Below are 24,365 nucleotides of genomic sequence, written 5' to 3' on the forward strand. Positions count from 1 at the left end.
TGCTTACGGGTCATACATTTGCTGCCGCTTCAGGCCCAACCAGAGCGAGGATCACATCGCGGCAGGCAGAGGCGATGACCGTGCTTTGTCGAGCAATCTCGGTGTTGATCAGGTTCACCCCTTCGGCAGAGAGGACGGAAACCTGCTCGTGTCCTGCTGGCCCATAGGAGCAGAGCGCGACATCGGGTGCGATCGGGAACCAGAGTTCGGTATCTGGGTCCCCCAGGTCCTGCCGGTGGTTCGGGGAGAGAAGCCGCGCGAATGGGTTACTGCCCAAGATGAAGGGGCAATCCGAAGCTACGCTCACACCAACTGAAAACCCACGCTGCATCATAACGGAGCCAGAATGTGCCAGCGGATCGGCCGCCGTCCCTGCAATTAGATTTTGCTTGATTCGGGCGGCTAGGCGACCGCTATGCAGGTCAGCTTTTTCCTCGTCTGAGAGTGTCCTTCCTGCTGCCTCCCACGTAGCAACCCCTGCCGCGATCTCGCCATCGACATCCTGACGCTCCACCGACGACTGAACCGTATCGGGTGATCGTCTGAACTGCGCGATGAATAGATCGCACAGCGTGCCGCGCTCAACGTCCGTTAGTTGCGGTAAGATGCCCTGACGCGCGCGGGCGATGATGCGATCGATGATCGGGCATGCCCTTGTCTCGATCGCCGAGAGGCGTGTTTCGGTCGTGGTATCTCGGGTCCCGTCTGGTGCGATCGTCGTGTACAGATGCCACTCTCGGAACAGCCGGGCGATCGGCTTGCGCTGGATGCCGTAAGAAGCCGTTCGCTTATCGAATGACCAGAGATGCAGGTCGGGACCAGCGAACCGCTTTTGGATCATCTCTGGCAGGTAGTGATGCCGCCTCGCTGTGCTGTGACGTGGTGAGGACATGACGCCGGCCGAGTTCCTTAATGAAGTCGCTCACCCCAACATGGTCGGAGCGCTGGAAACTCCAGACGACCTCAGGGCAATCGTTAACGCTATCCTGACACTGGACGCGCTCGCGGGACTTATCCACGCCCATGGCTTAGCGAACCAAGTTCCCGAGATCGCCCGCTACGAACGGGACGATGGCTATCGTGAAGCGCTCGCGTGCATCTCTCACAGCTTCCGCGTGTTGCGCGACACTGCTGCCTCCATGAAGCACGGGAAGCTGAGCGACCCACGGAAGAGGGGATCTGCTCGTCTCATCCGTGCCCCTGCATCTTTGCGAGCGAGGGAGAACGGGCTGGGCCTTTTCCGGGCGGGCGACGAGGTCGGTGGTGAGGTGATCGTGATCGAGTACGATACTGGCCCTGGATACCTGCGCGCTAGCTCGGCCGTCGCTGACACCTATCGGATGCTGCGGCGGATCGTCGAGGGACATGCCCCTCAGACCGACGAGCACGACGATAGGCCATAGCCCCGTAATCACGACCGGCGCAGGAGCCGATGGGCCGTTGCTTCTATCTCGGCCAGTGCGGACGCCTCGGGGGCGTTCAAACGGGCCTGCATCGTCTTCCCCGTCTTGAAGGCCGGCACGAGCTTGTCGCCGACTGGTACTGCCTCCCCGGTCTTAGGGTTCCGGCCGGCGCGAGCGGCACGTGCCTTCACCGTGAACGCGCCGAACCCGCGAAGCTCCACTCGATCGCCGGCCACCAGGGCATCCGAGATCCGGCCCAGAATGGCGTTCATCACCGCCTCTACGTCTCTCTCGTAGAGGTGCGGGTTCTGCGCCGCGATACGCAGGATCAGTTCGGATTTGATCATGGGCCGGGGGTGAACCCGATCCGTGTCGCCGAGGCAAGGGCCGATGAGGGGAGCGGCTGCTTCTGATCAATTTCGACCATAAGGCTTCAGGTCGGATCGTATTCTTGCCTGGGGTTCAAGATCCCAACACAAGTCGATTTGTAGTCTTCGATCGTCCGTTCGTCACTGCCGTGAAATTCGGCCAATTGCCCATAGTGATCAGAAATTATTAGCTCGCAATCTGCTCGCAATCGAAGCGAAACGTGGATAGGATCGGATGTTATCTGATCGGAAGGACTGTCGATGACTGTCAGTTTGGACGCTGCGGACCGGGCTCTCATTGTCGCTCGGGAGTTGCGCGCAGCCGCTGAGGTAACCCGACAGGTTCTTGGCAGATCCATGGACCTCGTCGAGCGATCACGTCGGCAGACTCTCGCTGCTGCTACTCCGGTTGAGATCGAGCCGGCGATCCGCCCCCACGATCCCGGCCCTCCCCAACGGTTGGTTGAAAGCCTCATCGAGGTTTACGAGCTTGCGAAGGAGGATGGCGAGCCCTGCACCCGTGCACTCGTCGGCAACGTGCTCCTCCACGTCGGCCGTCGTGTTGCTGCCGCCGTTAGCCCGCAGGCGCTGAAGGTCGCCATGCACTGACCTCGGTTAAGCTAACGCAAGGCTGGTGGGACATCATGGACGACGGCGAGGCATCGAATCGCACGCACAGGCGATCTCTGGACCTTATCGCAATCGCACTGAACGTGCCGGTCGATAGCTTCTATCAGGCGAAGCAATTCAAGCCTTTGCTCGTTATCGACGTTGATCCCCCCACCGAGGACGTCGAGCAGGCATTGATTGTGATGCGCTTGTTCCTTCGACTCAAAGATCCCGAGGCACGTGCCCGCTGTGTCGGGTTTATCACCCAAGAGTTGACGAACGACGGGTGACCGCGACCTACGATATGAGACCCGACCGCGCTCGCCTTGCGCAACACCGAAGCCTCGAACCTTGGCAACGACAGCATTGTTGAGGCCGGTGCCCAGGAGCATGCGATGACGGCACAGGATCTCTTCCCAATCGTTGGAGTGGGCGCCTCCGCTGGCGGGATCGAAGCCATGGGCGGCTTCTTCCGTGGACTGCCACAGCCCTTTAACGCCGCTGTCGTCGTCGTCACGCACCTGAGCCCTGACCGCGACAGCCTACTGTCCGATGTGCTGAGTCGGCTCACCGCTATGCCGGTGGAGGCTGCTGTCGATGGTCTGAAAGTGCAGATTGGCCGTGTCTACGTCATGCCCCCCGGCATGATGTTTGGCATTAAGGGCGGCCGCTTGACCCTGACGGCCCTCGGAGAGGGCGTCCGAGAAACCAAGCCGATCGATGTTTTTCTCACTGCTCTAGCGCTCGACCGAGGCGAACGCACAGTCGCTGTCATTCTTTCGGGCGGCGACGGCGACGGGACGATCGGCGTCAAGGCAGTCAAAGAGCAGGGTGGTCTCACCCTCGCTCAGGCTCCGGACGAGGATGGACCAGACACTCCTGACATGCCGCTCTCCGCGATCCGCACCGGGTACGTGGACTATGTCGTCCCAGCCGTGGATATGGGAGCGCTGATCGCCGCTCATATCCCCGATGAAGAAATCGTGGCGCTCAGCAAGAGTGACGATCCGAACGGCGTCGCGGTCACCAACGACGTTCTTGAGGAAATCCACGCGATCCTGCGTAGGCAGGTCGGGCACGACTTCTCGGGCTATAAGACCAGTACCTTCAAACGAAGGCTGGCCCGTCGTATCAGGGTCGGGGAGCATACAGGAGCAGACGCTTACCTCGCGCGCTTACGCACGGACGCGGCCGAGGCGGCGGCGCTGTTCCGAGACCTGTTGATCGGCGTCACCAAGTTCTTCCGCGACACTGCCGCCTTCGACGCTCTGGCTGCACGGGTGATCCCCAAATTGTTCGAGGGCCGCTCTCCTGACGACGTTGTGCGAGTGTGGGTGCCTGCCTGCTCAACCGGCGAAGAGGTGTACTCGATCGCCATTCTGCTGCGAGAGTATATGGACCTGCTCGCGACGCCGCAGCGCGTGCAAATCTTTGCCACCGACATCGACGAGCGCTCGCTCGCGGTGGCCCGGATCGGCCGCTATCCCAGGGCCTACCTCGATGCCGTCTCTCCCGAGCGAGTCGCCCGGCATTTCATCGAGCAGGGTGACAGCCTCGTAATCAGCAAGGCGGTGCGTGACCTGTGCACCTTCGCTCCGCACAGCGTCTTACGCGACCCGCCATTCTCGCGCCTCGACCTGATCTCCTGCCGAAACCTGCTGATCTACCTCGACCTCGAAACGCAGGAGCGGATGCTGCCGGTGCTACACTACGCCTTGCGCACCAACGGCTACCTGTTCATCGGGATGGCCGAGAACGTCACGCGCTTCGAGGACTTGTTCGCTACGATCGACAAACGTCACCGCATCTTCCAGGCATCCGATGTAGTATCGACGGTGAGGCTACCGTCGATGGTTGGGAACACCTGGGCCGATCTCGTGCCCAGCGCTCAGATCAGACCCAAGGGTGCGCTGGCGCGGGCCAGCTTGCGTCACGCCGTGGAAGCCGAGGTTCTGGCCGAGTTCGCTCCAGCACACGCGGTTGTGACGCGTACCGGTGAGGCCGTGCACTACTCAGCCCGGATCAACACCGTTCTGGAAGTCGCGCCGGGTCCCCCGACGCACGTGTTAGCCGCGATCGTCGCCAAGGGGCTCCGGCTCGAACTACGCACTGCGCTACGTGAAGCGATCGAAACCGACGCAGTGGTTGTACGCCATGGCCTGGAGATTGGACCACCGGGCGCTACACAGCAGCGTTTATCGCTGACCGTCAGGCCACTGGCGCAGCGGCCGAACGTTGAACCACTGTTCCTTGTCGTGTTCGCCGAAACGGGAATGCGCAACGAGCAACGGGATGCACAAGCGAAGATTGGGCAAGAGGAGGTGGTGCAGCGACTTGAAGATGAGTTGGCAAAAACCCGTGAACGACTTCAAGGGATTGTCGAGGAATACGAAACTTCGTTGGAGGAATTGAAATCGTCGAACGAGGAACTGTACTCAGTCAACGAAGAAATGCAGTCAGCAAACGAAGAACTACAGGCGTCCAAGGAAGAGATGCAGTCAATAAACGAAGAGCTACATACGGTTAATGTCGAGCTTGAGTCGAAGATCGAGGCGTTGGATCGGCTCACGGTCGAGCAGACGCTGCTTTTTGCAAGCACGGGCATTGCCAGTGTGTTCCTCGATGCCGACCTGCGCATTAGTACAATTACTGACGCTGCTGCACAGGTATTCGGAATACAAGCGAGCGACCGTGGAAGGCGGTTGAGCAACTTCGCCGGACCGTTCTCGCTGTCTTGGTTGCCCCAGGATGCTCAGGCGGTCATGACCGAGGGGCGGATGATCACCCGTGATTTTGATGGGACGGACGGTAGCCGCTACCACGTCCGACTTACGCCATCGCAAGTCGATGGCAAAGTGAGTGGTCTCGTTGTCAATTTCGTCCGTACTGCACCTGAAGACGAGAGCTAGCTCTACGCGTCACTTCTCTAGGGTATGCGTGTGCAGCAGGCTGCGCGATTGGGTACCGCCTGTCAGATCTCGCTTTCAGGTGTCGCATTCCCGATTTGATGCCGTGCCACCGTGGAGCGTTTGAGGACCGGCTAACCAGCCTCGGCCATCCTACCGGCGAGCCACTGTTATGCGTACCGGCTCAGCGTGAGATGAACGATCCTACCCCGCCGGTCCCGTGATCAGATCGGGCGGCGGGGGCAGCTTCGTTAAACATTAACCATACGATCCTCATCTGAGGTTATACCGCTCCTGCTGCTATCGCTGGATCGGGTGCGGCCACGATGCCGGGATGGGGTGACGCCGGATGTACGCGCACCTTGTCTCAGTGTCTGTGGCCGTTGCTATGTCTGCCCCAACCTTGCTGAGCGTATGCACCGCGCGATCGTTGTATTTGGGCACCAACCGAACCTTACGCTGTAACAAAGCGTTTGCGTGGTGATGACACAAAATCAAACCACCGACGAACTTCTTCTATATGAAATAGTTTCAAGCCACGAGGTAGATAAAGCCGTCGATGCTTACCTAGGATCGTTGGCGGCTAAACACTTCCATTTTCAAGCCGGATACTGGCTTGATATCCATAAGGCAGTCACCAGTCATCCGTTCGCCAATGCGACGATCTCAGGCGGTGGTGCAAAACCCGCCCGAAAGCGTGGCGTCGTTCGCACCGCCATCCTGCTCGCCTGCCCGGAGAAGGCGTGACGATGACAGACGTAGAGGTGGGCTACCTGCAGGCGCTCTCAGATGTGCACGAGGAGGTTCGACAGATGGTGCAGGACCCGGCTACCTCATCGGAAGGCAAGCTCGAACTCCTCGGCGTTCTGTCGTTCCTTCACGACCGGATCCAATTCAAGGCGCCGGGGGCGCGCAAAGATCACCTCGACCTGGCAAGCCACATGAATGGCCCCAAGGGTGGGGAGTGACCTTCGAGGAGCAGGCCGTCGAACTCCTGAAGTTAGAGGCGTTGGCCAAGCGCTTGGGAATATCGACGACAACGTTCGAGCGGATCCTGATCGACGTAACGGAGGAGGCTCAGAACTCCACCATGCAACGCTCCGCAGCGAAGACCCTGGCCGAGATCAGGCGACGGATCGAGCCGCCAGGAGCGAGAAAGCCCGGCGGCCATTGAGTACGTCGAATTATTGAGAGGGCTCAGCTGTTAAGTTTAAGTAGAAAGCGTCGTGTCGCTGGCGCACACTGATGGTGTCAGGCAATATTGACCACAACCAGAGATTTGGTTCGGGGACAGACATGACACAGAAACTTGCCACAGCAGATGACCACGCTCTCGGCGTACGCATCACAGCTCTGCGCAAAGCGAAGGGACTGTCCCAGACTGAGGTTGGCAAGGCTCTTGGCGTATCATTCCAGCAGGTGCAGAAATACGAGAGGGGAAGGAATCGGATTGGCGCTGGGCGACTTCACGCAATCGCAAATTTCTTCGCGGTGCCAGTATCTTCGCTTTACGGAGACGCAGATGACCCCGCCGGGGAATTGGAAATCTTTGGTTTGATCGCGTTGCCAGGGGCAGCGGATCTGCTTCGAGCTTTCGCGAAGATCGACAATGCCAAGCTACGCCGCAACGTCCTCGCTATAGCCAGTACGGCAGCTCGCATCAGCACAGGACCGGTCGCCGGAAACGGCTGACGATTGAGGTTGAAATGGAAAAACCCGCCGCGGCCGGAGCCGGGCGGGTGAGGGTGTGTCCGCAGATTGCCGGGGCGCTGGCAACTGGCGGCGCCTGCAATCTGGATTTGAAAGCTTGCCTGAGGCTGCATCACGGGCGTGTGAAAAACCCGCCGCGGATTGCTCCGGGCGGGTGAAAAGTACTTCGCGCCGTCGAGCCGAAGCGTTGCCAGCTCTATCAAAACGATTGCGGTGGGCGTCTCACGTTCGCGGGATCAGATGGGCATCCCTTGGATCTTAAACCGGATCATTGTCTCGTTGCGCAAGGCGCATCGATGCAGCCAAGGGTTCGAATGACAGATCCGTATTCTAACCCTCAGGGTCGAAACCCGGTCGCTCTTACCGTCCAGCCTGCCTTGCCAATCGTAGGGCTTTCAGACGCTCAGTCTTCTCGTCCTGCGCCTGGTTGGCATCAGAGAGGTCTGTCCAAGCCATCTGAGCAATGCGCCCCTTCTCAGCCTCCCTTGCCAACTGAACCTCAGTGCGCGGCAAGGCCTGGCTTAATCTGAGATGCACGGCTGTCTTCCTTGAGGGCGAGGAGGCTTAAGGAGCTACCGAGCGTTCTGCCAGATTGCCGTGACAGCCCGAAGAGCGATATCACCAGCAGCCTCCGAGGCTCCCTCAGACCCGAAGGACCGGACTGACTGCTGAACCACCTCCCTTCCCTTCCAGATCGCCCAGTCGAACCGACCGGGCTCCGTTGCGGACGGCGTGATCCGCAGGGAGTGGGGATTGGGGGTGAAGATGATCATCAGGATCATATGGGAACGCGCACAAGCATTTCCCAACGACGTGGCAGCGGCCTTGCCCTCGCGCGATTGAGCTACCCTTTCTTGTCCGCCTTTTCCTTGGCGAGTCGAAGGGCCTTGAGGCGCACCGTTTTGTCCTCGGTCGCCTGCTGGGTTGCATCGTAATCCGCCCGTGCCTCGCCGCCGGCGCGGGCCCTCTCCAGATGCCTGGCTGCCTTCGTTTCGCGGCGGTCCTGCGCACCGCTGTCGTCATCCGTCATGGCGGCCAAGCCTTCCTACTGGTGATGAATCGGGACGGGGCTACCGTTGACTTAACCATGTCCGCCACGCGAGATGGCATGTCTGGCTGCGCTCGCCCTTGGGTGAGTCGTGAGCCGGCGTCAGGAGAGATCGCCGCGAGATAGACCCTGAAACGACTACGGCCCCCCAGTCGCCAAACTGGAGGGCCGCGAAATCGATAGGTCTGTGAGGACCGGTTCCAACTCCTCACAAGCCATACGGCGCCCTCGGGTGTCAAGTGAGAACGCCAATTCTCACGTCGAGAAGTCGTGCCTTGTGCCTGCCTGCGGCCCGAATAGGGACCGGGACCGATGTTTCACGCCGCAATGCAGGCCGTGATCGAGGCTGCGCGTACGTTCGCACAGATGAACGAGGCGGGCCGCCAGCTTTGGCAGGGGCACGCCGCGGGCGCCCTGACCGACGAGGAGGCTCAGGAACTCGCCGAACGGCTCCAGGGGCGCCGTAGCTCGATTAAAGAGGCTATCCGGCCTGTCCTTGGTCCCACGATCCGCAGAAGCATGTTTCCGCCCCGCCGGGTGCCCGTCTCGCCCGATCGCCTTGCCTCGCGTGATCGGCGCCGGCTCCTCTCCTGTTCCGGACCCATGCCGCCGGCCCTTGCCGCCCGCTTCACCGAAGGGCAGCGAGCCGTTCTGCGCATCATCGCCGACGAGGTGGCCGCGAAGAAGGAGTGCATCCTTTGCGTCGATGCCATCGCGGCACGGGCCGGAGTCTCTCGCCGCCTGGCACAGATGGCAATCCGCCTCGCTGAGGGGGACGGGCTCATCACGGTGAAGGAGCGCCGCAACGTGGGTCGGAAGAACGACCCGAACATCATCCGCATCATCAGCCGCGAATGGCAGGCGTGGATCAAGCGGGGTGGCAAGCAAAAGCGGGGTGGCTTCACACAGGAGGAGCATCAGACCGGACCCACCCAGCCCAACGACTCGGCGGCAGCTCCAGTCCAGGCGATAGGGTGCAAAGCGCTGCGCCCCACAGATAGGTTGTTAATTCTGGGGACGATTTCTGCAGCGGAACCGATCAAACGGCTGCCGGAACAGCAGAGATTTGCCCATCGATAGCGCGACCCCCGACCGTCTCCAGTTGGACACCATCGACGCAGCCATGCGGCGAGTGCATCTGCTCGAACGGTGAACCGAGCGAAGCAGGAGTGCTCTCACGTGAAGCCTGTGGTCGAATTCCACCTATGGTTATAAAGGCGAGAACTTGCCGTAACGTCGTCACGACAGCGTGGCGAGTTGCCGGGTTAACGACTGGAAAAGCAGATCCCTAACGTCTGTAGGCCGAGTCCTAACGTAAGGGTGCAAGGTCCTAACGGCTGTAAGTGAACCCCTAACGCCAGGAGGGAATGCTTACTAGCGTTAGGACTTTGTTTCCTTGCGTTAGGGAAAAACCCGTCCAATTGCTCACTTACGTTAGGAGTGCGTAGTACTAACGGGGGGCCGAAAATGAAAAGATCTTCGGTAGTTCCAGGGAGTGTCCATGCTCGCGATAGGAACCGCCCTGGAGACGCCTTCCTATCAGCCGCGCATATTCCGTTGAATTGGGTCAGGACCCATCTGCCCCCTTCCAGACAGAGGCTGGGATCTACGTCGGCCGCGAAGGTGCGGAAGAGGGGTCTAGATCGTCCCAGCGGTATAGGAGAAGGCCGAAAACGGGAGAGGCCTTGCCTGCTCCTCCCATGCATTGCGTCGGATGCATTGCCGCGTCATGTCTCAGAAATGCGCTACGTTCTCGCTGCCCTCGCCTTCCTTGTGACGCCAGTCTTGGCGGCTCCGATGACCCCTTCAGAATGCGCCGAGGCGGCCAAGCTATTCAGTTCCGCCAGCGAGACGATGGACCACTTCGCTTCATCCACACTCCCGAAGGGAGTCATCGATCTCACCATTGCCAGCACCCCCGAGTTCAAGCTTGCCGCGATCCGCGCGGAAGATGCACGGCGGAAGCTCGTGCCGGCTGCGAAGGAATATGCGCAGACGCTGGAGGATCTGGCATACCAACTGAAGGTCTGCGCCCGTCGATGAGAAGTGACTGGTTAGCGCTCACTCTTTGGGCCGTACCCCACCTTGCACAGGCCGCCGAACCGATCGTTGGGCGTGCCTCTGTCACCGATGGCGACACTGTCGTGATCGGCGCGATCAAGATCCGCCTTCATGGGATCGATGCGCCAGAGAGCGCTCAGCTTTGCCAGGACGCTATCGGTAAGAGCTACCGCTGCGGCCAGGTCGCAGCGCTCGCCTTGGCCGATAGGATTGGGACATCCCCGATCTCCTGCGAACCGCGCGACACCGACAAATACGGCCGAACCGTTGCTGTCTGCCGCAAGGGTCCCGAGGACCTGAACGGCTGGATGGTGACGCAGGGTCACGCCGTCGCCTACCGCCGGTACTCCAGCGATTACGTGCAGGCCGAAACGACGGCCAAGGCTACGAAGAGGGGCATCTGGGCTGGATCGTTTACGACGCCGGCCGATTGGCGGAAGGGGGAGCGCGCAATGGGGATGGGGTTCGCTGCCCCTGGCGGCCCAGACGGGCCGATCCCAGGCCCTACCAAGCAGGTTGAGGCCCCGCCGGCCGGCGGATGCGCCATCAAGGGCAACATCTCGCGGGCGGGGGAGAAGGTTTACCACGTCCCCGGCTCACGCGATTACGACCGTACTCGGATCAGCGAGAGGTCCGGCGAGCGCATGTTCTGCTCCGAAGACGAAGCCAAGGCTGCGGGGTGGCGGGCGCCGCGAGGCTGATCCAGATCACGGCTTGCTGATGTTTTCGGTCGGGTTGGCCTTCACAATGGAAGGCCCCATCGAACGTAGGGCGTCCTTGACGCCCGCTGCGGCCGAGGCAGCGACACCCGGCACGCCGTTGACCGTCTGGTTCACCGTCACGTTCTGCGTGCGTTGATCGTTGCCTGTGTTCTCGTAGGTGTTCGTGACGCCAGCAGCCTTTGCCGCGCCCTGGCCCATCCAGTTAGCCCGGTCACCAAGGGACCCGAAGCTCGGTGCCGTCATGCCTTTGCCCATGCCGCGCATGAAGGTTGGGCGCTTATCAGGGGCAGCCGCGCCGAACCGATCCTCGAAGCTCTTGGCGGTGATGCCGCCGTAGCCTCCGAGCACACCGTGATAGGTCGGCGGCGCGCCGAGAAGCCGGTTCAGCTTCTCCACCATGGCGTTGGCCTCGCCCGGCGTCTGGCCCTTGCCATCCACCCGAGCTTGGTCGCCGGCCGAGGCGATCTCTAGTCCAGCCCGAGCGCCGGGCGCGAGCGCCCCACCGACCCCGACCATAATCCGGTCAATGGTAGCGCCGAACTGCTCCAGGCTGCTGTTGAAGGTGTCCATCGACTTGGCCAGGTCAACCTGCATCGTGCCGGGCGCCTCGCGCTCAATCGTGCCCTTGAACTCCTCGTACTTGTCGCGCTTCTTCAGAAGCCCGCTCATGGCGTTGCGGGCCTGGAGATCCCCGAACAGTTCGGCTTCCTTGAAGGCGTCACCCTTCGAGTAGCGGGCAGCCAGATCGAGGGTCCGATCCAGGCGCGACACGCCCTTCTTGTCGGCGTCCTTCAATTCCTTCTCGATATCGATGCCGGCCTTCTTGAACGCTTTCACCGTAACCGGCGCGGACATCTTCTCCATGAAGTCGCGCAGGAAGTCGGCTGCCTGGGCTGTGGTCGCCGTACCTTCCCGGACTACCGTCAGGGCTGCGATGATGTCGCGAACGCCGGTTAGGCCCTGCAAGCCAATCTTGGAGCCGGACGCTGCCAACTCCGGCATCACGCCAGCCGACTCCTTGAACTCGGCCTTGCCGAGCTTGCCGCCCTTGATCGAGTAGTCGAACGCCGTCTCCAACTGCTCAACCTTCACGCCGAGGTTCTGCATGAAGACGATGGCGGCCTGGGCAGCCTTGTCGATCTCCACCGATCCGGCCTTGGCGGCTTTGGCCGTCAGTTCTGCCGAGGCGATCGACGTGTCGTAATCGACGCCGGCCGCCGCATAGGCGCTCGCCGCTCCGACAAGGGATTTGGCTGTCGTTCCGTACTTCGGCCCTGAGACGAGGAACCGGTCCACGGCTGGCTGCACCTGCTCCTTTGTCTTCTCGGTGGTCTTAGCCAACTCGACTTGGGCGGCTTCCAGCGTGCCGAAGCGGTTGAGCGCTGCCACGACCGATCCGAGGGACGCGAGCACGCTGACGGTGCCGCCCCCGGCACCACCCGCGACCGCCCCTGCTGCGGCTGCCCTGCCGGGTCGCGCGCCTGGTCGCGTGCTACCGCCTGGGCCAACAGGACCAAAGCCGGGGAAGCGAACCCGGCCGGCGCGGGCAGCCTCCTCACGCATCTTGCGGAAGGCACGCGCCGCGCGCTCGGCGTCGGCCGTGATGCGACCCAAGCCGGACTTGCCGCCGAACTTGAAGTCGAACCCTTTGCCGAGATCCTTGCTGGCCCGCTTGATTTTGTCGAGTTCGCGCAGGAATTTGGCGGTGTCGTTGCCGCCGGAGAACCTTAGCCCGAGCTTCGCGATAAGTTCTTCGATGACCATCAGCGGCGCCCTCGGTTGCGGGTTTGCGCCTCACGTTCGGCCACGCGGGCGGCCTTCTCCCCGGCGGCCTCGCGCAGGTCCAGTACCTCGTGGAAGTCAGCGAGATCATCAAGGGTGTAGATCGTGCGAAGCTCGTGCAGAGTGCAGAGCGGCGGTTCGCTCATGCAGGGTGTAGGGCGGAGCAGATAGGGCAGCATCTCCCGCTCCAGGTTCGGGGCGATGCGGCTGATCTCGCGTGGTGTGAGCATCTTCGGCGATGATCCGTCCCGGCCTACGCTTCCGCCATCTTGCCGAGGCCGGCGACGATAAAATCCCGGAACTGCACTCCGAGCGCGAACCACGCCACCTCAACCGCGTCATCCATCGTGCTCGGTTTCACACCAAGGATGGCAGGGTCGCTACCGACACTGCACAGGCCGACCGCGTCGGTGATGAAGGCAACCGCATCCTCGGAGTTGATCTCGTTGTTCATTGAGGCGTGCAAGAACGCCTGGAAGGCGCCCTGGCGATCGACGTTGGCAGCGATGGTCCCCAACACGACTTGGTCACCTTTGAAGACTTGGTTCAGGCGCATGTAGAGCTTGAGCGATTGCTCGGCCGGGATCTTGTCGCAGCGGTAGACGACGCCACCGATCTTTCGTTCCGTAGCCATGTGGGGCGTCTCCTCAGGTCTGTGGCTGCTCTGAACAGCGGGATTTCGGAGGGAGAGGGATCTTCGTGCCGGTCGCGCGCTCAAGACCATCGCGCAGGTACTGCCGAGCGACATCGCTGACATTCCCTGACCTGTTCGAGGCGACTGCCTGAAGCACCATGCGCAACTCACGGTCTATTCGAATGTAGAGATGGCTCGGGAAGGCGACGGCCAAAGTGGGTCTCCATCAGGCAAGACAGAGTCTCACGAGAACTACGAGACGTCTTGCGCTGATCCGGAATACCTACAAAATCGAGCAGGTTGCCATCAGTGGTTTATAGATATTTTTAGGCGCTTCCCGACGCTTTTAGTGGCGGAGAAGCTATGCGTGACACGCATTTGTCTCAAGCTGCTGCGCGGACGATTGCTCTCGCGAATGGTCAGGAACATTGCCGGAAAGGCCGGCACTTCCTCGACCTCATACGGCTTCCGAAAACTCAGGGGGCGTCAGGTTTTTTCAGGTTCGGACGAAGAGGCGGCGCCTCGACCTGGGCCGAGCTTCAGGCCCTCGGCGGCCTCCGCGAAGGCGGCCAGGGCCTCGGCCGTGACGCGCTTGCGGAAGGTGCTGGCGTCGTCGGCGCATTCGATGGTGATCGCGACGATGCGGGCGGCGTCGATCGCGGCGCGGATGCCGAGGTCGTAGGCGGCGCGCTCGGATGAGGTCATGCGTGTAGCCCTCGTGAAATGGATCTGGAACTGCCTGAACGAAACGGCCGCGCTTCTGTCAGGATCGGTTCAGCGCATGGGGCGCAGCCTTGGGTTTCTCCGGTCAGCCGAGGTTAAGGCCGGACGCCAACAGGGTTCAGGTCATGATGCGCGTGAAGGTCCTGGGAATAGCTGCTGTGCTGGCTGCCGGGCTCGGCCTGGCAACGTCGGCCAAAGCCGCTGACCTCTCGTTCGACCCCTATGAACAGACCGGCGGTGACGCTGTGGTCGAGTTCGTGGCCGGAGGCTGCGGCCCCGGCTTCCATCCCAATCCGTGGGGCCGCTGCCGGCCGAATGATCGGGGCTATGGCTATGGTGGCTACGGCGGACCCCGCCGTTTCTACGAGGGACGGCCCTACGGCTACGGAGATGGCTACGGTCGCCGTGGTGGCTACGAGTACGACCGGCCCAGGCGGTTCTACGACGGCTACTGAGGACATCACGGCTGGTGCTCCTCGGGCCGCCAGCCGTTTAAGCCTGCCCATGCCTTGTCGATGATGCTTTCCCGGCGCTCAGCGCGGTCAGGAGCGGCATTGGCGACAATTCGCAGCGCTGCCTCCATGGCCTCGCTACCGCCCGCTGCTGAGGCTTCCTCGCCCTTTCGCCGGATCGCGGCCTGGAAAGCCTTCACAGCAGGGCCTGTCGTAGGCCCACTCTCAACAGCGGAGACAAGGCTCAGTAGGGCGTCCGCAATCGGCACGATGGCCTCCTGCCAAGGCGAAGCAGCGTGAACTGCCGGCTCTTGAGAAGCCGGGGAAATGGGTACGGTCGTTCGTGAACGGATCATGGAGTCGTGCTCCTGCACGTGAGGTGTTGGCTTGATGCGCGAGTGCCAAACGGCACGGCGTTCCGGCTGATGGGGGCCTAGATCAAGGTCACTGAACAAGTCACGGCCAGCCGCCATTCGACGGAGACCGCGCAAACCCAAGTGGATTGTGCCATGAACACTCGTATCGCTTCTACTGTTGCTGCTGTCGTCCTGAGCGTCAGCGCGATTGCTTCGCCTGCTCTGGCCCAGAGCTACACCGCTCCCGCTGGCGTCACCGCCGTGACGGCGCCCGGTGGCCTTGAGGGCCGCAGCTACGACGACATCACCACCGGCTCCATCGGCTATGGCCGCCGGCACGACTCGGCGCAGGAAGGCAACGCCAACCAGCCGAACTTCGTGGTGCAGCAGTACGGCCAGACCGCTGGTGGCCCGAGGCGCTAAGCCCTTCGACCCTTGAGACGACCGGCGGCGGGGCGAAAGCCTCGCCGTTTTTGTGTCGGGGATCACGCTGCTTTCCCCCTGGCACGCCACGTCTCGGCGGCTTTGTGTGCGAGGGCCACGACCTCCTCAATCCAGGCCGCGTCGGCGTTAGTGACACGGCCCGAGCGCTCGAACACCTTCAGACGATCCCGCTCGGCCTTTGTCAGGAAGCGGCCGCCGAAGGCCTTCGGCATCGTCCAGTCGAGGGTGAGCGCGTAGCTAGCAGCCCGGCACCAGGGCTCCACCCTTTGCGTGTCCCACAATCGCATCCCTGGCCTGCTGCAAGATGCTGAAGGATCACTGCCCGTGGAGGCGGGCGGCGGTGAGGAGCGCTTCGGCGTAGCCGTCTTGGATGCTCCATGAGGCGAGGCTTGGATAGCGGCCGCGAGGGCATGCCAGTCGAGCCCTGCCGCAGCGAGCGTCCGGCCGATCGCGCGAGCCGTAGCGACCACCTCTCCATCATGGCCGCTGGCGAGACGGGGCAGAAGCTTGGCGAGTCGGTCTTGAATAGCGACCGGGATCATGATCGCACCTGGCTTCTCGATGCATCGGGAGCAGCGCTTAGGATCTCCAGCACCATCGCTGCGGCTTCGCGCTGAATGATGGCCTGCAACGTTTTTCTGAACCCGCCGGAGGCATACTTCATCGGCTCGGGATAATGCTGGCGGATCTCGAAGAGGACGCTGCCGGCAATGGCAGCCCCTGCATCGCGAGCGGCCTTCTCGCAGGCATGGTGCGGGTTTCGGCAGGCCTCTCCCTTTCGGAAGAACCAACCGCACCGACACTTCGTGTGGCAGTCGCATCCGACGCGCGTGGAGATATCACAGACGACGCAGCGGAGATCGGCTTGGCCCAACAGGACGTCGATCGGGCGGTGGTTTTTCATGTGCAGGCCTTTCGGGCAGAGGCGGCAAGGCGGGCATCCGCTGCGCGGACGCCGACGTAGATCTTCGTCAGAGCACGCAGAGATCGGAGTCCAGCGCGCTGCTCAGCGGGGTCTATGCCCTCCGCGAAAGGCCCCCATTGATTGTGAGGTGAGATCATCGCTCGACCGTCTCCGCAGCGCGGGTGTGGCGGTTCGCAGCCTCGGCCGCTTTCATCATCGCGAGCCGCCCCGCGATCAGCGGCGGGAACCGGATCGGGACGCGGGGGTCGAAGCGCGCGACCGTGGCCTTGACCGGCGCCGGTCGGAAGGGCTCAGGCGGTGCCGCCGAGACGGTGCGGTAGCGGGCGACTAGTTCAGGGGCGTATTCGGCGGCTGGCCGCAGGGTAGCGGGGCCCTGCTGGTGACGCGCGCGGAGCCGAGCCTTGATGTCGGCGGCGAGTCGGTCGGCGTGCAGCGGTGGCGGGCTAGCGGGCGCAGCGTCGGGCTGCGCAGTCTCAGAGATATGGAAGGCGGCAAGCGGGCCGAGGCGGCTTTCCAGCCATGCCCGAGGGTCAGGAACAACGGCGGGGTCGAAGGCTCCGGTACGCCATTTCTGGCGGGCGCCGGGCCGCTGGTAGCGAAACCTCACACCGTGACGAAACCCTATATAAAAGTCTTCCTTATAGGGTTCTGTCACGGTGTGAATTTGACCCGCTGGGCGGCGACTCAGCCATTTCCGGGCGGCCTCTGGGGTCGGCCAGAGTTCGGGCCATGCGGCAGCCATATCGGCGCCGCTATCGAGAACGATGCCCTCAATCTGCATCTCGATCTCCTCCCCTGCGGGGTTCCAGGGCTCGGCTACGTCCACCGTCAGCGGCAGGACGACGTTGGCGATGATGTCGATGGCGAGGGGGGCGGCAGCGGTTCGGTTGACGCCACGGGCGCGGCCGATGGCCTGCATCAACTCGCCCTCGCAAATCTGCCAACGGCAGGCGTCCGCTACGGGATCGGGGTGGGTCTCGCACTCCATGCCGGCCACCGAGCCGTCACGGGTGCGCAGGCCCCGAACCGGCTTCGGATACCAGGGCTCTGCCTTCTCGATGTCCCGGCCAGTGATGGCGCCGGCCAGCGCCTCGACGGCAGCGGGAGCGGGCAGGGTGCGCCCGACGACGATCAGGCCCCGCACGTTGCGGTACTGGTCCAGGCCGGCGACGTTGTTGAAGTGCTCGGTGCTGATGCTAGCGGGTAGGCCGCTCCCCCGCAGCCATTCCGCGACGGCCTTCTGCGCGATCACAAGGACGGGCACGCGACCTAGCTCCATGAAGCGGCGCAGGATCTCGCGTCGGACGGACCGTAGGTTCCGGTTGCCGGTGCCGTCCTCGTCGGGCTTCAGCTTGTTGGCCGAGGTCGGCGCGTCGGTGACGTAGCGGACGCGGGCGTGGGGCATGGCGGCTTCGATGGCCGGCGCCGGCTGAACCTGCGGGTAGAACGCCTGTAGGATTTCGAGGCTGGGCAGTGTCGCATCGAGGATCAGCGTCGGGCAGTGCCAGTGCTTCGGGATGCTCTTGAGGCTGCGGGCCTTGGCAACCAACACGCGCCCGTCCTCGTCGTCACGGGTGTCGATGTAGAGCCGGCCGGAAACCTCGATCGTCTCATCATAGAGGACGCCACGGGCGGCGATCCAAAGGCCGATGAAGGCTTGCGCGTGCCGGGCCTGCTCGGCCGCCCTGGCGGCAATCCGGCGCTCGGGCCGGGACATGCCGGGGTAAATCGCAACCTTGTCCTTGAGCTTCCATTCGGCCGAGATGGCGGCGGTGCAGCGGTCAACGTCCAGGCCCTCGGCCACGAGGTCGGTGCGGCGCACGCCGCCTGGCTGTCCCTGCCGCTTCAGGGCTCGTGCGAGTTGGGCGCGGTACACCTCGACATCGTTCGCCAGGTAGTCCTGTGCGGCCCCCTTCGAATCCACCGCCGATCCGATCTCATCGAGGGTAAGCCCGCGCTTCGGGATGCGGATGCCGGTCTGCCAGAACCCTTCGTCCACGATCACGAATTCGACCTTGCCGAGGGCGGTCCCGGCGCTGAAGAGGAGTTGGTGCGCGACGATCCAGACCTCGGGCTGGGTCGTGACCTGGGCCTGATAGGAGCACGTCCCGTAGAACTGGCACTGCGCTTCGGTGCCGTCGTCCAGCTTCGCCCGGCAGCACATCTTAGTCACGGACGAGCCGCCCCCCATGCTCAGGGCGATGCTGACGGCTTCCAGGTCGTCGCACATGGTTTCGCCCGGTCGGCTCGGATCGTCGGCCTGCCTGCCCCGGAACACACGAGCCGAAACGCCCTGCTCCGCGAACTGCGCCTCGATCTCGTCGCCCAGGCGGTGCGTCGGGACCGCGTACAGGATCGGCTTGGCCGGGGTGCCGCTGTCGCGCCGGCCGATGACGTAGGCCGCGACGGCGCGGGCTGTGGCGCGGGTCTTTCCGACGCCGGTCGTGACGGCGAGGGCTTGAACCGGGGGGTCGGCCTCAGGGTCGCCCGCGAGCCGGTACGCCTCGGCCGTCTCGATGAAGTGCTGCACCCCGGCTTGAACTGCGCGGCGCGCCTCCTCGATAGGGCTCGATCCATCGGCGTAGGCGGGCGTTGTGGCGGCCTCCTGAACCGCGTCGGTGTTCGTCGCCACCTTCTCCCACGCACGATCGATCTCGCGCGCGAGGCGGTCATACGGCTCCAGATATTTGCCGCCGCACCCTTCCGGGTACTGGCGCATCAGGACCTCAAGATCGTCCTGCATCAGGCCGTCTTTGAAGGCGAAGGCCACGGCGGCATAGAACCGGGACGAGCGGTCGCCCCCGATCTCGGACACCACGTCTTCGACGCGGGGGCTGGTGATCCCGCTGGCGCCGGCCGCGCGTTCGCGGCGCTCGACCTGGGGCTTCGGCTGACTTGGGAACGCGGCCTGTAGCTCGGCCGCTGACCACACCTTACCGTCCAGGCTGACGATGCTGGTTGCCACCGCCGTGCGGCCTCGGGCGAGCTTGAGCCGCCCCGGATAGTTCGGGGTGCCAGGGATGCGATAAGGCTGCGTGATGACGCCCGACGCGGAGTCGGCGCCACCCTGCGCCCGGATCGCGGCGCCAAGCTCCTGGGCCTGCTGCGCGCCCAACGGGCGGTCCAGCAAGAGCCAGTGGTGAGCGTTGCCGGGGCTGGTCTCGATGACGAACGACGGCTCGACGCTGAGCCGCCCGGCCTTACCCTTGTCGGCGTCGGCGTCGTTCACGAGGCCGAATACGCCCACGGTGTCGGCGATGCCGCCCCGCTTGCCGCGCTTGACCCCGCTCTGCACGGTGCGGGCCTCGACGTAGACGTTATGTCCGCTCTCGGCCTGCCGGATGGCCTCGGCCACCATGTAGTTCACCTCCCCGATTTTAAACGGGAAGGTCAGCGTCGCTTCGCTAGCCGGATGGATAGCGACAAGCTGCATCAGGCCGGGGTCGTGGTAGCCCGCGAAGGCTGCCGCGACGTGGAAGTTCAGCCGCTCCGCGAAGGCACGAACGGCGATGGGGTCGGGGGCGAGCGTGGTCCCCTCGCTCATGCAACGCCCGGCCCTTCGGTGAGCGACCATTCCCTCGTGATCGGGTCGAGCTCGATGACGACCGGTGAGGGAATGCCCTCGATCCGGCACACCCTGGCTGCGGTGCTCACGGCAACCCGCTTGTCGCTGTAGGTGCCGAGACGCTGGTTACGCTTGCCCTTCCTGATGAGCAGGACCGTCCAGGCGCCGAAGTTCGGGAAGACGCGGACGAGGCGCACGGGAGCGAACGGGACGATCTGGCCCATGGTCAGACCTCCTGCTGCCCGCGCGCCCGGCGGTTCTCGTTGACGAGTCCCAGGCGCCGCGCGGCGTACCAGTCGGTATCCTCGAAAGGCTCGCCCGAGCGCAGGCACCGTTCGGTCAGAACCATGCGGAAGCCGTCGCTCAGGCGGACGATAGTGATCCAGTCGGGCGGGTAGTGGTCGCGTTGGGGCAGGTCGCCGAGGCGGCTACACCGGACGCGGAACCGGCGCAGGCTGTTATCGAGCGCCCATTCCCGATCGTCGCCGAAAAGCTCGTGGAACGCCTTCATCCGCGCGTCCCTCCCTTGCGAGAGGAGGCAGTCAGTTCCGAGAGTAATTCGGCGGCGGTCCCGACACATGCAGCAGCGGATCGCACGGCGTAGGACAGGCCGCGCAGGTCTCGCATCTCCGCGAACCGCCCTGCGGTGTCGGCATAGTTCGCAGCAGCGTGCATGGCCTCGCCGATCGCGTCAGCGATGGGACCGTTCAGGTCGGGCGCGCGGGGCACTGCCGGCGCTGGGTCCGAGGAGGCGTGCGGGGCGGCGCTCAAACGCGACGCTCCAGTTTCTCGCTCACCCCGTAGGCCAAGGCAGCGATCTGGCTGGCCACCTCGGGGCTGTAGGCGAAACGGGTTTGCAGCCGCCGAGCGCGAAGCTCCTCGGGCTGTGGGCCGTCGTGGGACGGCATCGGGATGACGGATTTCGATTGCCCAACGGAGCGCTGGGGAGTATAGGTCAGGTGCATCAACTGAGACTTCCTGACCCCGGCGCGCTGCGAACGCGACCGGGGTTTCTCATGCCCGATAGGGCGCTTCAGGAGCCGGCGGGCCGATCCCGCCAGCGGCGGAATTCAGTCGGCAGTGGCCGCCAGGGCCTGGGTGGCCGGCAGCGCCAGCATCTCGCGAAGCTTCGAGGTCGGGACACGAAACTTGCCGCCTATTTTTATGGACGGGATGTCTCCGGCTTCGCGAGCCCGGTAGGCCGCCGCTTTGCCAATCCCCAAAACTCGTCCGGCCAGAACCACATCAACCGTTGGCTTGGTCAGGACTTCCAGTATGTCGTCCCTCATCCTCCAACCTTTCATCAATGAAATCATTGCGGAAAGTGATGATAGGGAACGAGGCGCTTGTCAAGATACCGCAATGATCCTATTGCGGAAAGAGAAGGGGCTTTGGAGATAGGCAATGACGCAGGGGGGCAGGGATGACAGGAAGCGGATTGGCCGACCGCTGAAGAACCCTGAGCAGGGCAAGCGATTAAATGTCATGTTCCGCCTCGGTGAGGCACGTAAAGATCAACTGATGCAAGCTGCCGAAATTTCTGGACGCTCTATGAGCGAAGAAATAGAAAAAAGGATTGAAGAGTCGTTCGTAATATCATGTATAGATAACTATCTAGAGTGGGAAAGAGAAAACTTTTCTGCTCAGTCGGAGCTTCGCCGCTTGGAGGGTATGTGTGGCGGCCGCGAGAACTTTGAGTTTAGCTGGTTCATTGGTGAAAAGCTGAGGGGGATTAGGATGAAGCTTGGCATCAAGGCAGACACGCCCATCAACGATGTGCCTGAGCAGGACCGTCGCCGGATGATGGAGGAGTTGATTACGGCTCTGCCTCTCCGCTTCGGTGTCTTCGACACGGAGTAGTCGTAGAAGTCTGCGACGCCGGGACCTACAGGTGCCCGCACAGTCCGCACCAGTCTACGCGCGCGTGCGCCTGTCACGAGAGATCCGATAAGAAGGCTCGCGCATTCGCCAGCGTCTCTCTGGCCATACGCCGCGTGGCCACCGCCTCGGCGACATAGAGGCCCGTCCGATACGCCCCGTTCCGCTCACCCCTCGGCGCGCCGCTTCCTCGGGCGCCGCCGTGCATCCGGCACCTGGCCTTCCCGTTCACGGCCGGCGACTGGCACGGGGTCCCGGCTCGGGTCTTCGCGCAGCACCGCTGTGCCATCCGAAAGGGCGAAGGCTGCCGGTCCAGTGAGTGCATGAGGTTGGTTTCCGTTTTCGAGGAGCCCCCCACCCTTGCCGGTGGTGACGTTGCCGACGATCGCCTGACCGCCCTGGTAGACGTGCACGTGCTTGACGCGAACCTTCTGCTCACCACCACGACGAAGCTTTGCCAGGGCCTCGATCTGCGCCGTGTATGTCCGCAGGAGCTTCACCGCGAGGGTGCCATATCGCTCCAGATGGTCGGTGCCGTTCGCCTGCTTGGCACGGGACAGCATGTCCATCGCGACCGAGTGGGTGCCCACCATCTGGACCGCCAGCATGGCCTCATGCTCGTTCTGGGGCTCGATCCCGGCGACGGCGGCGATCCCAGCGTTCATGTTGTTCGGAGAGGGTAGCTTCTCGCCATGGTTCCGCACGATGTCGCCGATGTCGGCAGAGGCACGGCGGGCGAACTCCTCGGACACGGTCCCGAAGGTGGCCCGTTCCTGAGCCATGAAGCCACCGGGGTTGTCGTGGGGGATCTTGATCTTGATGTCGCCCCCTTCCATCCTCGATATCTCGTAGGCGAGGGGCTGTGTTCGGTTCCGGCAATAAGCGACAGCCTTGTCTATCGCGGCCGCCTCCTGTTTCGTTGGTTGCCGCTTCTGATATTTTGAGGCAGGCGCCTGCTCTGACTCCTGATCGAGTTCGCGTCTGCTCAAAACAAGCTTCTCCCGAACGAAGGTTATCCCGTTGCGGTCGAGAGTATACGGTATGAAACTGCGAAAAGTAACCTCGGTTCAATCAAATACTAGTCCAGGGCATGATAACTCCCGGTTATCAGCCCATCCCGGTCCGGACCCCGTCAGAAGTCCAGGGCGCGGCCCTTCTTGGCGTCGCGGCGCCCGGTCCACTTGCCCCAGGAGAAGGGGGTCTGCTTCTTGGCCGTCAGGTCGCGGATTGTAAATCCGCAGCAGGTGGCTAGCGGGTTAGCGAATGAAACTGAGCGTGAGTCTACCTTTGGACACGCGATGTTGAAGCGGCCTCAGGAGTAGCTTCGTTATCGCTTAACCATAGTCTCCTAACAGAGGGGCAAAGTCGGGCCGCCGCCTCGGGAGAGTACAACCGTGCCGTTCTTCGATGCTGATCTGCGCGCCCTGATGGCGGCTATAGACAGGTCCAGGGCCCGCATCGAATTTACGCCTGACGGTACGGTGCTTACCGCCAATAGCCTCTTCCTTGAGCTAATGGGCTACACCCTGCCCGAGGTGAAGGGACAAAACCACGCGCGCTTCGTCTCCCCCGCGGAGCAAGCCAGCGAGGCCTATCGCGCGTTCTGGGCGGCCTTGCGCCGCGGCGAGCCGCAAACACGCGAGTTCAAGCGGTTTGCAAAAAGTGGCCGCGAAGTCTGGATCCAGGCCACCTACAATCCTGTCCTTGATCGCGCCGGGCGCGTGACCCGGGTGGTTAAACTCGCCACCGATGTCACCGCACAGGTGATGCGCAACATCGACCATGACGGGCAGCTCGAAGCCCTGCAGCGGTCGCAGGCCGTGATCGAATTTGCCCTCGACGGCACGATCCTGGACGCCAACGCCAACTTCCTGTCCGCGGTAGGCTACACGCATGACGAGGTGGTGGGGCGCCATCACAGCCTGTTCGTGGACCTGACCGAACGCGAGGGAACTGCGTATCGCGAGTTTTGGGCGGATCTCGGCCGCGGAGAGTTCCGCTCGGGCGAGTTCAAGCGCATCGCCAAGGGCGGGCGCGAGATCTGGATCCAGGCTACCTACAATTCGATCCGGGACCGGGATGGGGTGCCGATCAAGGTGGTAAAGTTCGCTTCCGACATCACCGCGCAGAAACTGCATGTCGCCGATGCGATGGGGCAGCTGGCGGCCGTCAATCGGTCTCAGGCGGTGATCGAGTTCGCGCCCGACGCGACGATCCTGGACGCCAATGCTAACTTTCTGGCGGCGCTCGGCTACAGGATCGAAGAGATCCGGGGACGACCGCACGCGATGTTCGTGGAGCCTGGCTACGCGCAGACGCCGGATTACGCGGCGTTCTGGGATCGCCTGCGCGGCGGTCAGTTCTCGTCGGGCATGTTCCAGCGCTTCGGCAAGGGTGGGCGATCGGTCTGGATCCAGGCGAGCTACAACCCGATCTTCGATCCCACCGGCCGGCTGACCAAGATCGTCAAATACGCTACCAACGTCACCGCCAACATGGAGGCGCGCTCCGTCGCTGTTGAGGCCGCCGAGCGTACCCTCGATAACGTCCAGGCCGTCACGGATGCGGCTGACGCCATGAACGCCTCTGCGCTGCAGATCTCCCGCAGCATGGCTCAGTCCAAAACCGTCGTAGACGACATTCATGGCCGGGCCGGGGAAGCGGATGCTGCCACCGAGCGGCTGCGGGCCGCGGCCCAGTCGATGAGTGGCGTTGCCACGATGATCACGGACATCGCTCAGCAGATCAATCTCCTTGCCTTGAACGCCACCATCGAGGC

Annotated in this window: 32 protein-coding genes; 15 read left to right on the forward strand and 17 right to left on the reverse strand. The window is 63.0% G+C overall.

Going from position 1 to position 24,365, the window contains the following annotated elements:
• Positions 1-10: 10 nt before the first annotated feature.
• On the reverse strand, positions 11-892 hold the full coding sequence (locus tag MFF30_RS10630) for a DUF4238 domain-containing protein (protein ID WP_238279337.1): 882 nt from the start codon (positions 890-892) through the stop codon (positions 11-13).
• Here MFF30_RS10630 and MFF30_RS10635 point away from each other — a divergent pair.
• Complete coding sequence (locus tag MFF30_RS10635; RefSeq protein ID WP_238279338.1) at positions 891-1,403, forward strand: hypothetical protein; 513 nt, start codon at positions 891-893, stop codon at positions 1,401-1,403. The two genes, MFF30_RS10630 and MFF30_RS10635, sit on opposite strands and share 2 nt — an antisense overlap.
• 8 nt (positions 1,404-1,411) lie before the next feature.
• Here the strand turns inward: MFF30_RS10635 and ihfB are convergent, their stop codons facing one another.
• A complete protein-coding gene (gene ihfB / locus MFF30_RS10640) occupies positions 1,412-1,750 on the reverse strand; it encodes an integration host factor subunit beta (RefSeq protein WP_238279339.1) in 339 nt (112 codons plus the stop codon).
• A gap of 378 nt (positions 1,751-2,128) precedes the next feature.
• On the opposite strand from ihfB, the gene MFF30_RS10645 reads away from it, so the two are divergent.
• From MFF30_RS10645 to MFF30_RS10675, 7 genes are all read left to right on the forward strand, one after another.
• Positions 2,129-2,380, forward strand: coding sequence for a hypothetical protein (locus MFF30_RS10645; protein ID WP_238279340.1), 252 nt, complete (start codon positions 2,129-2,131; stop codon positions 2,378-2,380).
• A 35-nt stretch (positions 2,381-2,415) separates the two neighbouring features.
• Positions 2,416-2,670, forward strand: coding sequence for a hypothetical protein (locus MFF30_RS10650; protein ID WP_238279341.1), 255 nt, complete (start codon positions 2,416-2,418; stop codon positions 2,668-2,670).
• A 36-nt stretch (positions 2,671-2,706) separates the two neighbouring features.
• On the forward strand, positions 2,707-5,289 hold the full coding sequence (locus MFF30_RS10655) for a CheR family methyltransferase (RefSeq protein ID WP_238279342.1): 2,583 nt from the start codon (positions 2,707-2,709) through the stop codon (positions 5,287-5,289).
• A 480-nt stretch (positions 5,290-5,769) separates the two neighbouring features.
• Positions 5,770-6,033: a hypothetical protein gene (locus MFF30_RS10660; RefSeq protein ID WP_238279343.1), complete on the forward strand. Its 264-nt coding sequence runs from the start codon at positions 5,770-5,772 to the stop codon at positions 6,031-6,033.
• Positions 6,030-6,254, forward strand: a complete 225-nt coding sequence (locus MFF30_RS10665; protein ID WP_238279344.1) for a hypothetical protein — start codon at positions 6,030-6,032, stop codon at positions 6,252-6,254. Before MFF30_RS10660 ends, MFF30_RS10665 begins: the two co-directional genes overlap by 4 nt.
• On the forward strand, positions 6,251-6,460 hold the full coding sequence (locus MFF30_RS10670; RefSeq protein ID WP_238279346.1) for a hypothetical protein: 210 nt from the start codon (positions 6,251-6,253) through the stop codon (positions 6,458-6,460). Before MFF30_RS10665 ends, MFF30_RS10670 begins: the two co-directional genes overlap by 4 nt.
• Before the next feature lie 122 nt (positions 6,461-6,582).
• Positions 6,583-6,978 (forward strand): helix-turn-helix domain-containing protein, encoded by a 396-nt coding sequence (locus MFF30_RS10675; RefSeq protein WP_238279348.1) that lies wholly within the window; start codon positions 6,583-6,585, stop codon positions 6,976-6,978.
• Between the two features lie 862 nt (positions 6,979-7,840).
• Here the strand turns inward: MFF30_RS10675 and MFF30_RS10680 are convergent.
• Positions 7,841-8,026 (reverse strand): hypothetical protein, encoded by a 186-nt coding sequence (locus MFF30_RS10680; protein ID WP_238279350.1) that lies wholly within the window; start codon positions 8,024-8,026, stop codon positions 7,841-7,843.
• A 330-nt stretch (positions 8,027-8,356) separates the two neighbouring features.
• Between MFF30_RS10680 and MFF30_RS10685 the strand changes: the two genes are divergently transcribed.
• The 3 genes from MFF30_RS10685 to MFF30_RS10695 all read left to right on the forward strand — a co-directional run bounded on the left by MFF30_RS10685 (position 8,357) and on the right by MFF30_RS10695 (position 10,806).
• Positions 8,357-9,124 (forward strand): hypothetical protein, encoded by a 768-nt coding sequence (locus MFF30_RS10685; protein ID WP_238279352.1) that lies wholly within the window; start codon positions 8,357-8,359, stop codon positions 9,122-9,124.
• Between the two features lie 660 nt (positions 9,125-9,784).
• Complete coding sequence (locus MFF30_RS10690; protein ID WP_238279353.1) at positions 9,785-10,087, forward strand: hypothetical protein; 303 nt, start codon at positions 9,785-9,787, stop codon at positions 10,085-10,087.
• The gene (locus MFF30_RS10695) at positions 10,084-10,806 is read left to right on the forward strand and encodes a thermonuclease family protein (RefSeq protein ID WP_373320880.1); all 723 of its coding nucleotides are present in this window, start codon (positions 10,084-10,086) and stop codon (positions 10,804-10,806) included. The genes MFF30_RS10690 and MFF30_RS10695 overlap by 4 nt, the downstream gene beginning before the upstream one ends.
• A 6-nt stretch (positions 10,807-10,812) precedes the next feature.
• On the opposite strand, the gene MFF30_RS10700 is transcribed toward MFF30_RS10695, so the two are convergent.
• The 4 genes from MFF30_RS10700 to MFF30_RS10715 all read right to left on the reverse strand — a co-directional run bounded on the left by MFF30_RS10700 (position 10,813) and on the right by MFF30_RS10715 (position 13,948).
• On the reverse strand, positions 10,813-12,591 hold the full coding sequence (locus MFF30_RS10700) for a phage tail tape measure protein (protein WP_238279355.1): 1,779 nt from the start codon (positions 12,589-12,591) through the stop codon (positions 10,813-10,815).
• Positions 12,591-12,839, reverse strand: coding sequence for a hypothetical protein (locus MFF30_RS10705; protein WP_238279356.1), 249 nt, complete (start codon positions 12,837-12,839; stop codon positions 12,591-12,593). The genes MFF30_RS10700 and MFF30_RS10705 overlap by 1 nt, the downstream gene beginning before the upstream one ends.
• Before the next feature lie 23 nt (positions 12,840-12,862).
• Positions 12,863-13,243 carry a hypothetical protein gene (locus MFF30_RS10710; protein ID WP_238279357.1) on the reverse strand — a complete coding sequence of 127 codons (381 nt, stop codon included), beginning with the start codon at positions 13,241-13,243 and terminating at the stop codon, positions 12,863-12,865.
• 486 nt (positions 13,244-13,729) lie between these two features.
• Positions 13,730-13,948, reverse strand: a complete 219-nt coding sequence (locus tag MFF30_RS10715) for a hypothetical protein (protein WP_238279358.1) — start codon at positions 13,946-13,948, stop codon at positions 13,730-13,732.
• A gap of 143 nt (positions 13,949-14,091) precedes the next feature.
• Between MFF30_RS10715 and MFF30_RS10720 the strand changes: the two genes are divergently transcribed.
• Positions 14,092-14,421 carry a GCG_CRPN prefix-to-repeats domain-containing protein gene (locus MFF30_RS10720; protein WP_238279359.1) on the forward strand — a complete coding sequence of 110 codons (330 nt, stop codon included), beginning with the start codon at positions 14,092-14,094 and terminating at the stop codon, positions 14,419-14,421.
• A 5-nt stretch (positions 14,422-14,426) separates the two neighbouring features.
• Here MFF30_RS10720 and MFF30_RS10725 read toward each other — a convergent pair whose 3' ends face one another.
• Entirely contained in the window at positions 14,427-14,774 is a 348-nt protein-coding gene (locus MFF30_RS10725) for a hypothetical protein (protein WP_238279360.1), read from the reverse strand.
• A gap of 153 nt (positions 14,775-14,927) precedes the next feature.
• On the opposite strand from MFF30_RS10725, the gene MFF30_RS10730 reads away from it, so the two are divergent.
• On the forward strand, positions 14,928-15,197 hold the full coding sequence (locus tag MFF30_RS10730) for a hypothetical protein (protein WP_238279361.1): 270 nt from the start codon (positions 14,928-14,930) through the stop codon (positions 15,195-15,197).
• Positions 15,198-15,259: 62 nt separating this feature from the next.
• On the opposite strand, the gene MFF30_RS10735 is transcribed toward MFF30_RS10730, so the two are convergent.
• From MFF30_RS10735 to MFF30_RS10765, 7 genes are all read right to left on the reverse strand, one after another.
• Positions 15,260-15,481 (reverse strand): hypothetical protein, encoded by a 222-nt coding sequence (locus MFF30_RS10735; protein WP_238279362.1) that lies wholly within the window; start codon positions 15,479-15,481, stop codon positions 15,260-15,262.
• A 275-nt stretch (positions 15,482-15,756) separates the two neighbouring features.
• Positions 15,757-16,122: a hypothetical protein gene (locus tag MFF30_RS10740; protein WP_238279364.1), complete on the reverse strand. Its 366-nt coding sequence runs from the start codon at positions 16,120-16,122 to the stop codon at positions 15,757-15,759.
• A gap of 154 nt (positions 16,123-16,276) precedes the next feature.
• A complete protein-coding gene (locus tag MFF30_RS10745) occupies positions 16,277-19,501 on the reverse strand; it encodes a DNA-primase RepB domain-containing protein (protein ID WP_238279365.1) in 3,225 nt (1,074 codons plus the stop codon).
• Between the two features lie 182 nt (positions 19,502-19,683).
• Positions 19,684-19,932 (reverse strand): hypothetical protein, encoded by a 249-nt coding sequence (locus MFF30_RS10750; protein WP_238279366.1) that lies wholly within the window; start codon positions 19,930-19,932, stop codon positions 19,684-19,686.
• Between the two features lie 2 nt (positions 19,933-19,934).
• A complete protein-coding gene (locus MFF30_RS10755; protein WP_238279368.1) occupies positions 19,935-20,219 on the reverse strand; it encodes a hypothetical protein in 285 nt (94 codons plus the stop codon).
• Positions 20,220-20,475: 256 nt separating this feature from the next.
• Positions 20,476-20,673, reverse strand: coding sequence for a hypothetical protein (locus MFF30_RS10760; RefSeq protein WP_238279369.1), 198 nt, complete (start codon positions 20,671-20,673; stop codon positions 20,476-20,478).
• 105 nt (positions 20,674-20,778) lie between these two features.
• Positions 20,779-20,997 carry a helix-turn-helix domain-containing protein gene (locus MFF30_RS10765; RefSeq protein ID WP_238279370.1) on the reverse strand — a complete coding sequence of 73 codons (219 nt, stop codon included), beginning with the start codon at positions 20,995-20,997 and terminating at the stop codon, positions 20,779-20,781.
• Between the two features lie 115 nt (positions 20,998-21,112).
• On the opposite strand from MFF30_RS10765, the gene MFF30_RS10770 reads away from it, so the two are divergent.
• Positions 21,113-21,568 carry a hypothetical protein gene (locus MFF30_RS10770; protein ID WP_238279372.1) on the forward strand — a complete coding sequence of 152 codons (456 nt, stop codon included), beginning with the start codon at positions 21,113-21,115 and terminating at the stop codon, positions 21,566-21,568.
• Positions 21,569-21,641: 73 nt separating this feature from the next.
• Here MFF30_RS10770 and MFF30_RS25960 read toward each other — a convergent pair whose 3' ends face one another.
• Positions 21,642-21,818, reverse strand: a complete 177-nt coding sequence (locus tag MFF30_RS25960) for a hypothetical protein (protein WP_283205885.1) — start codon at positions 21,816-21,818, stop codon at positions 21,642-21,644.
• Positions 21,754-22,575, reverse strand: a complete 822-nt coding sequence (locus tag MFF30_RS10775) for a hypothetical protein (RefSeq protein WP_238279373.1) — start codon at positions 22,573-22,575, stop codon at positions 21,754-21,756. Before MFF30_RS10775 ends, MFF30_RS25960 begins: the two co-directional genes overlap by 65 nt.
• Positions 22,576-22,980: 405 nt before the next feature.
• Here MFF30_RS10775 and MFF30_RS10780 point away from each other — a divergent pair.
• Positions 22,981-24,365, forward strand: a 1,385-nt coding sequence (locus MFF30_RS10780; protein ID WP_238279374.1) for a methyl-accepting chemotaxis protein, incomplete at its 3' end; no start/stop codon positions are given.

Source organism: Methylobacterium goesingense, assembly GCF_022179225.1.
GTDB classification, from domain to species: Bacteria; Pseudomonadota; Alphaproteobacteria; order Rhizobiales; family Beijerinckiaceae; genus Methylobacterium; species Methylobacterium goesingense.

Excerpts from the sequence above, each read along its gene's own strand:
- MFF30_RS10635 (WP_238279338.1), top strand. The coding sequence starts at position 891 with ATGACGCCGGCCGAGTTCCTTAATGAAGTCGCTCACCCCAACATGGTC.
- MFF30_RS10630 (WP_238279337.1), bottom strand. The coding sequence starts at position 892 with ATGTCCTCACCACGTCACAGCACAGCGAGGCGGCATCACTACCTGCCA.
- ihfB (WP_238279339.1), bottom strand. The coding sequence starts at position 1,750 with ATGATCAAATCCGAACTGATCCTGCGTATCGCGGCGCAGAACCCGCAC.
- MFF30_RS10645 (WP_238279340.1), top strand. The coding sequence starts at position 2,129 with ATGGACCTCGTCGAGCGATCACGTCGGCAGACTCTCGCTGCTGCTACT.
- MFF30_RS10650 (WP_238279341.1), top strand. The coding sequence starts at position 2,416 with ATGGACGACGGCGAGGCATCGAATCGCACGCACAGGCGATCTCTGGAC.
- MFF30_RS10660 (WP_238279343.1), top strand. The coding sequence starts at position 5,770 with ATGACACAAAATCAAACCACCGACGAACTTCTTCTATATGAAATAGTT.
- MFF30_RS10675 (WP_238279348.1), top strand. The coding sequence starts at position 6,583 with ATGACACAGAAACTTGCCACAGCAGATGACCACGCTCTCGGCGTACGC.
- MFF30_RS10680 (WP_238279350.1), bottom strand. The coding sequence starts at position 8,026 with ATGACGGATGACGACAGCGGTGCGCAGGACCGCCGCGAAACGAAGGCA.
- MFF30_RS10685 (WP_238279352.1), top strand. The coding sequence starts at position 8,357 with ATGTTTCACGCCGCAATGCAGGCCGTGATCGAGGCTGCGCGTACGTTC.
- MFF30_RS10690 (WP_238279353.1), top strand. The coding sequence starts at position 9,785 with ATGCGCTACGTTCTCGCTGCCCTCGCCTTCCTTGTGACGCCAGTCTTG.
- MFF30_RS10695 (WP_373320880.1), top strand. The coding sequence starts at position 10,084 with ATGAGAAGTGACTGGTTAGCGCTCACTCTTTGGGCCGTACCCCACCTT.
- MFF30_RS10700 (WP_238279355.1), bottom strand. The coding sequence starts at position 12,591 with ATGGTCATCGAAGAACTTATCGCGAAGCTCGGGCTAAGGTTCTCCGGC.
- MFF30_RS10705 (WP_238279356.1), bottom strand. The coding sequence starts at position 12,839 with ATGCTCACACCACGCGAGATCAGCCGCATCGCCCCGAACCTGGAGCGG.
- MFF30_RS10710 (WP_238279357.1), bottom strand. The coding sequence starts at position 13,243 with ATGGCTACGGAACGAAAGATCGGTGGCGTCGTCTACCGCTGCGACAAG.
- MFF30_RS10715 (WP_238279358.1), bottom strand. The coding sequence starts at position 13,948 with ATGACCTCATCCGAGCGCGCCGCCTACGACCTCGGCATCCGCGCCGCG.
- MFF30_RS10720 (WP_238279359.1), top strand. The coding sequence starts at position 14,092 with ATGATGCGCGTGAAGGTCCTGGGAATAGCTGCTGTGCTGGCTGCCGGG.
- MFF30_RS10725 (WP_238279360.1), bottom strand. The coding sequence starts at position 14,774 with ATGATCCGTTCACGAACGACCGTACCCATTTCCCCGGCTTCTCAAGAG.
- MFF30_RS10730 (WP_238279361.1), top strand. The coding sequence starts at position 14,928 with ATGAACACTCGTATCGCTTCTACTGTTGCTGCTGTCGTCCTGAGCGTC.
- MFF30_RS10740 (WP_238279364.1), bottom strand. The coding sequence starts at position 16,122 with ATGAAAAACCACCGCCCGATCGACGTCCTGTTGGGCCAAGCCGATCTC.
- MFF30_RS10745 (WP_238279365.1), bottom strand. The coding sequence starts at position 19,501 with ATGGTGGCCGAGGCCATCCGGCAGGCCGAGAGCGGACATAACGTCTAC.
- MFF30_RS10750 (WP_238279366.1), bottom strand. The coding sequence starts at position 19,932 with ATGGGCCAGATCGTCCCGTTCGCTCCCGTGCGCCTCGTCCGCGTCTTC.
- MFF30_RS10755 (WP_238279368.1), bottom strand. The coding sequence starts at position 20,219 with ATGAAGGCGTTCCACGAGCTTTTCGGCGACGATCGGGAATGGGCGCTC.
- MFF30_RS10760 (WP_238279369.1), bottom strand. The coding sequence starts at position 20,673 with ATGCACCTGACCTATACTCCCCAGCGCTCCGTTGGGCAATCGAAATCC.
- MFF30_RS10765 (WP_238279370.1), bottom strand. The coding sequence starts at position 20,997 with ATGAGGGACGACATACTGGAAGTCCTGACCAAGCCAACGGTTGATGTG.
- MFF30_RS10770 (WP_238279372.1), top strand. The coding sequence starts at position 21,113 with ATGACGCAGGGGGGCAGGGATGACAGGAAGCGGATTGGCCGACCGCTG.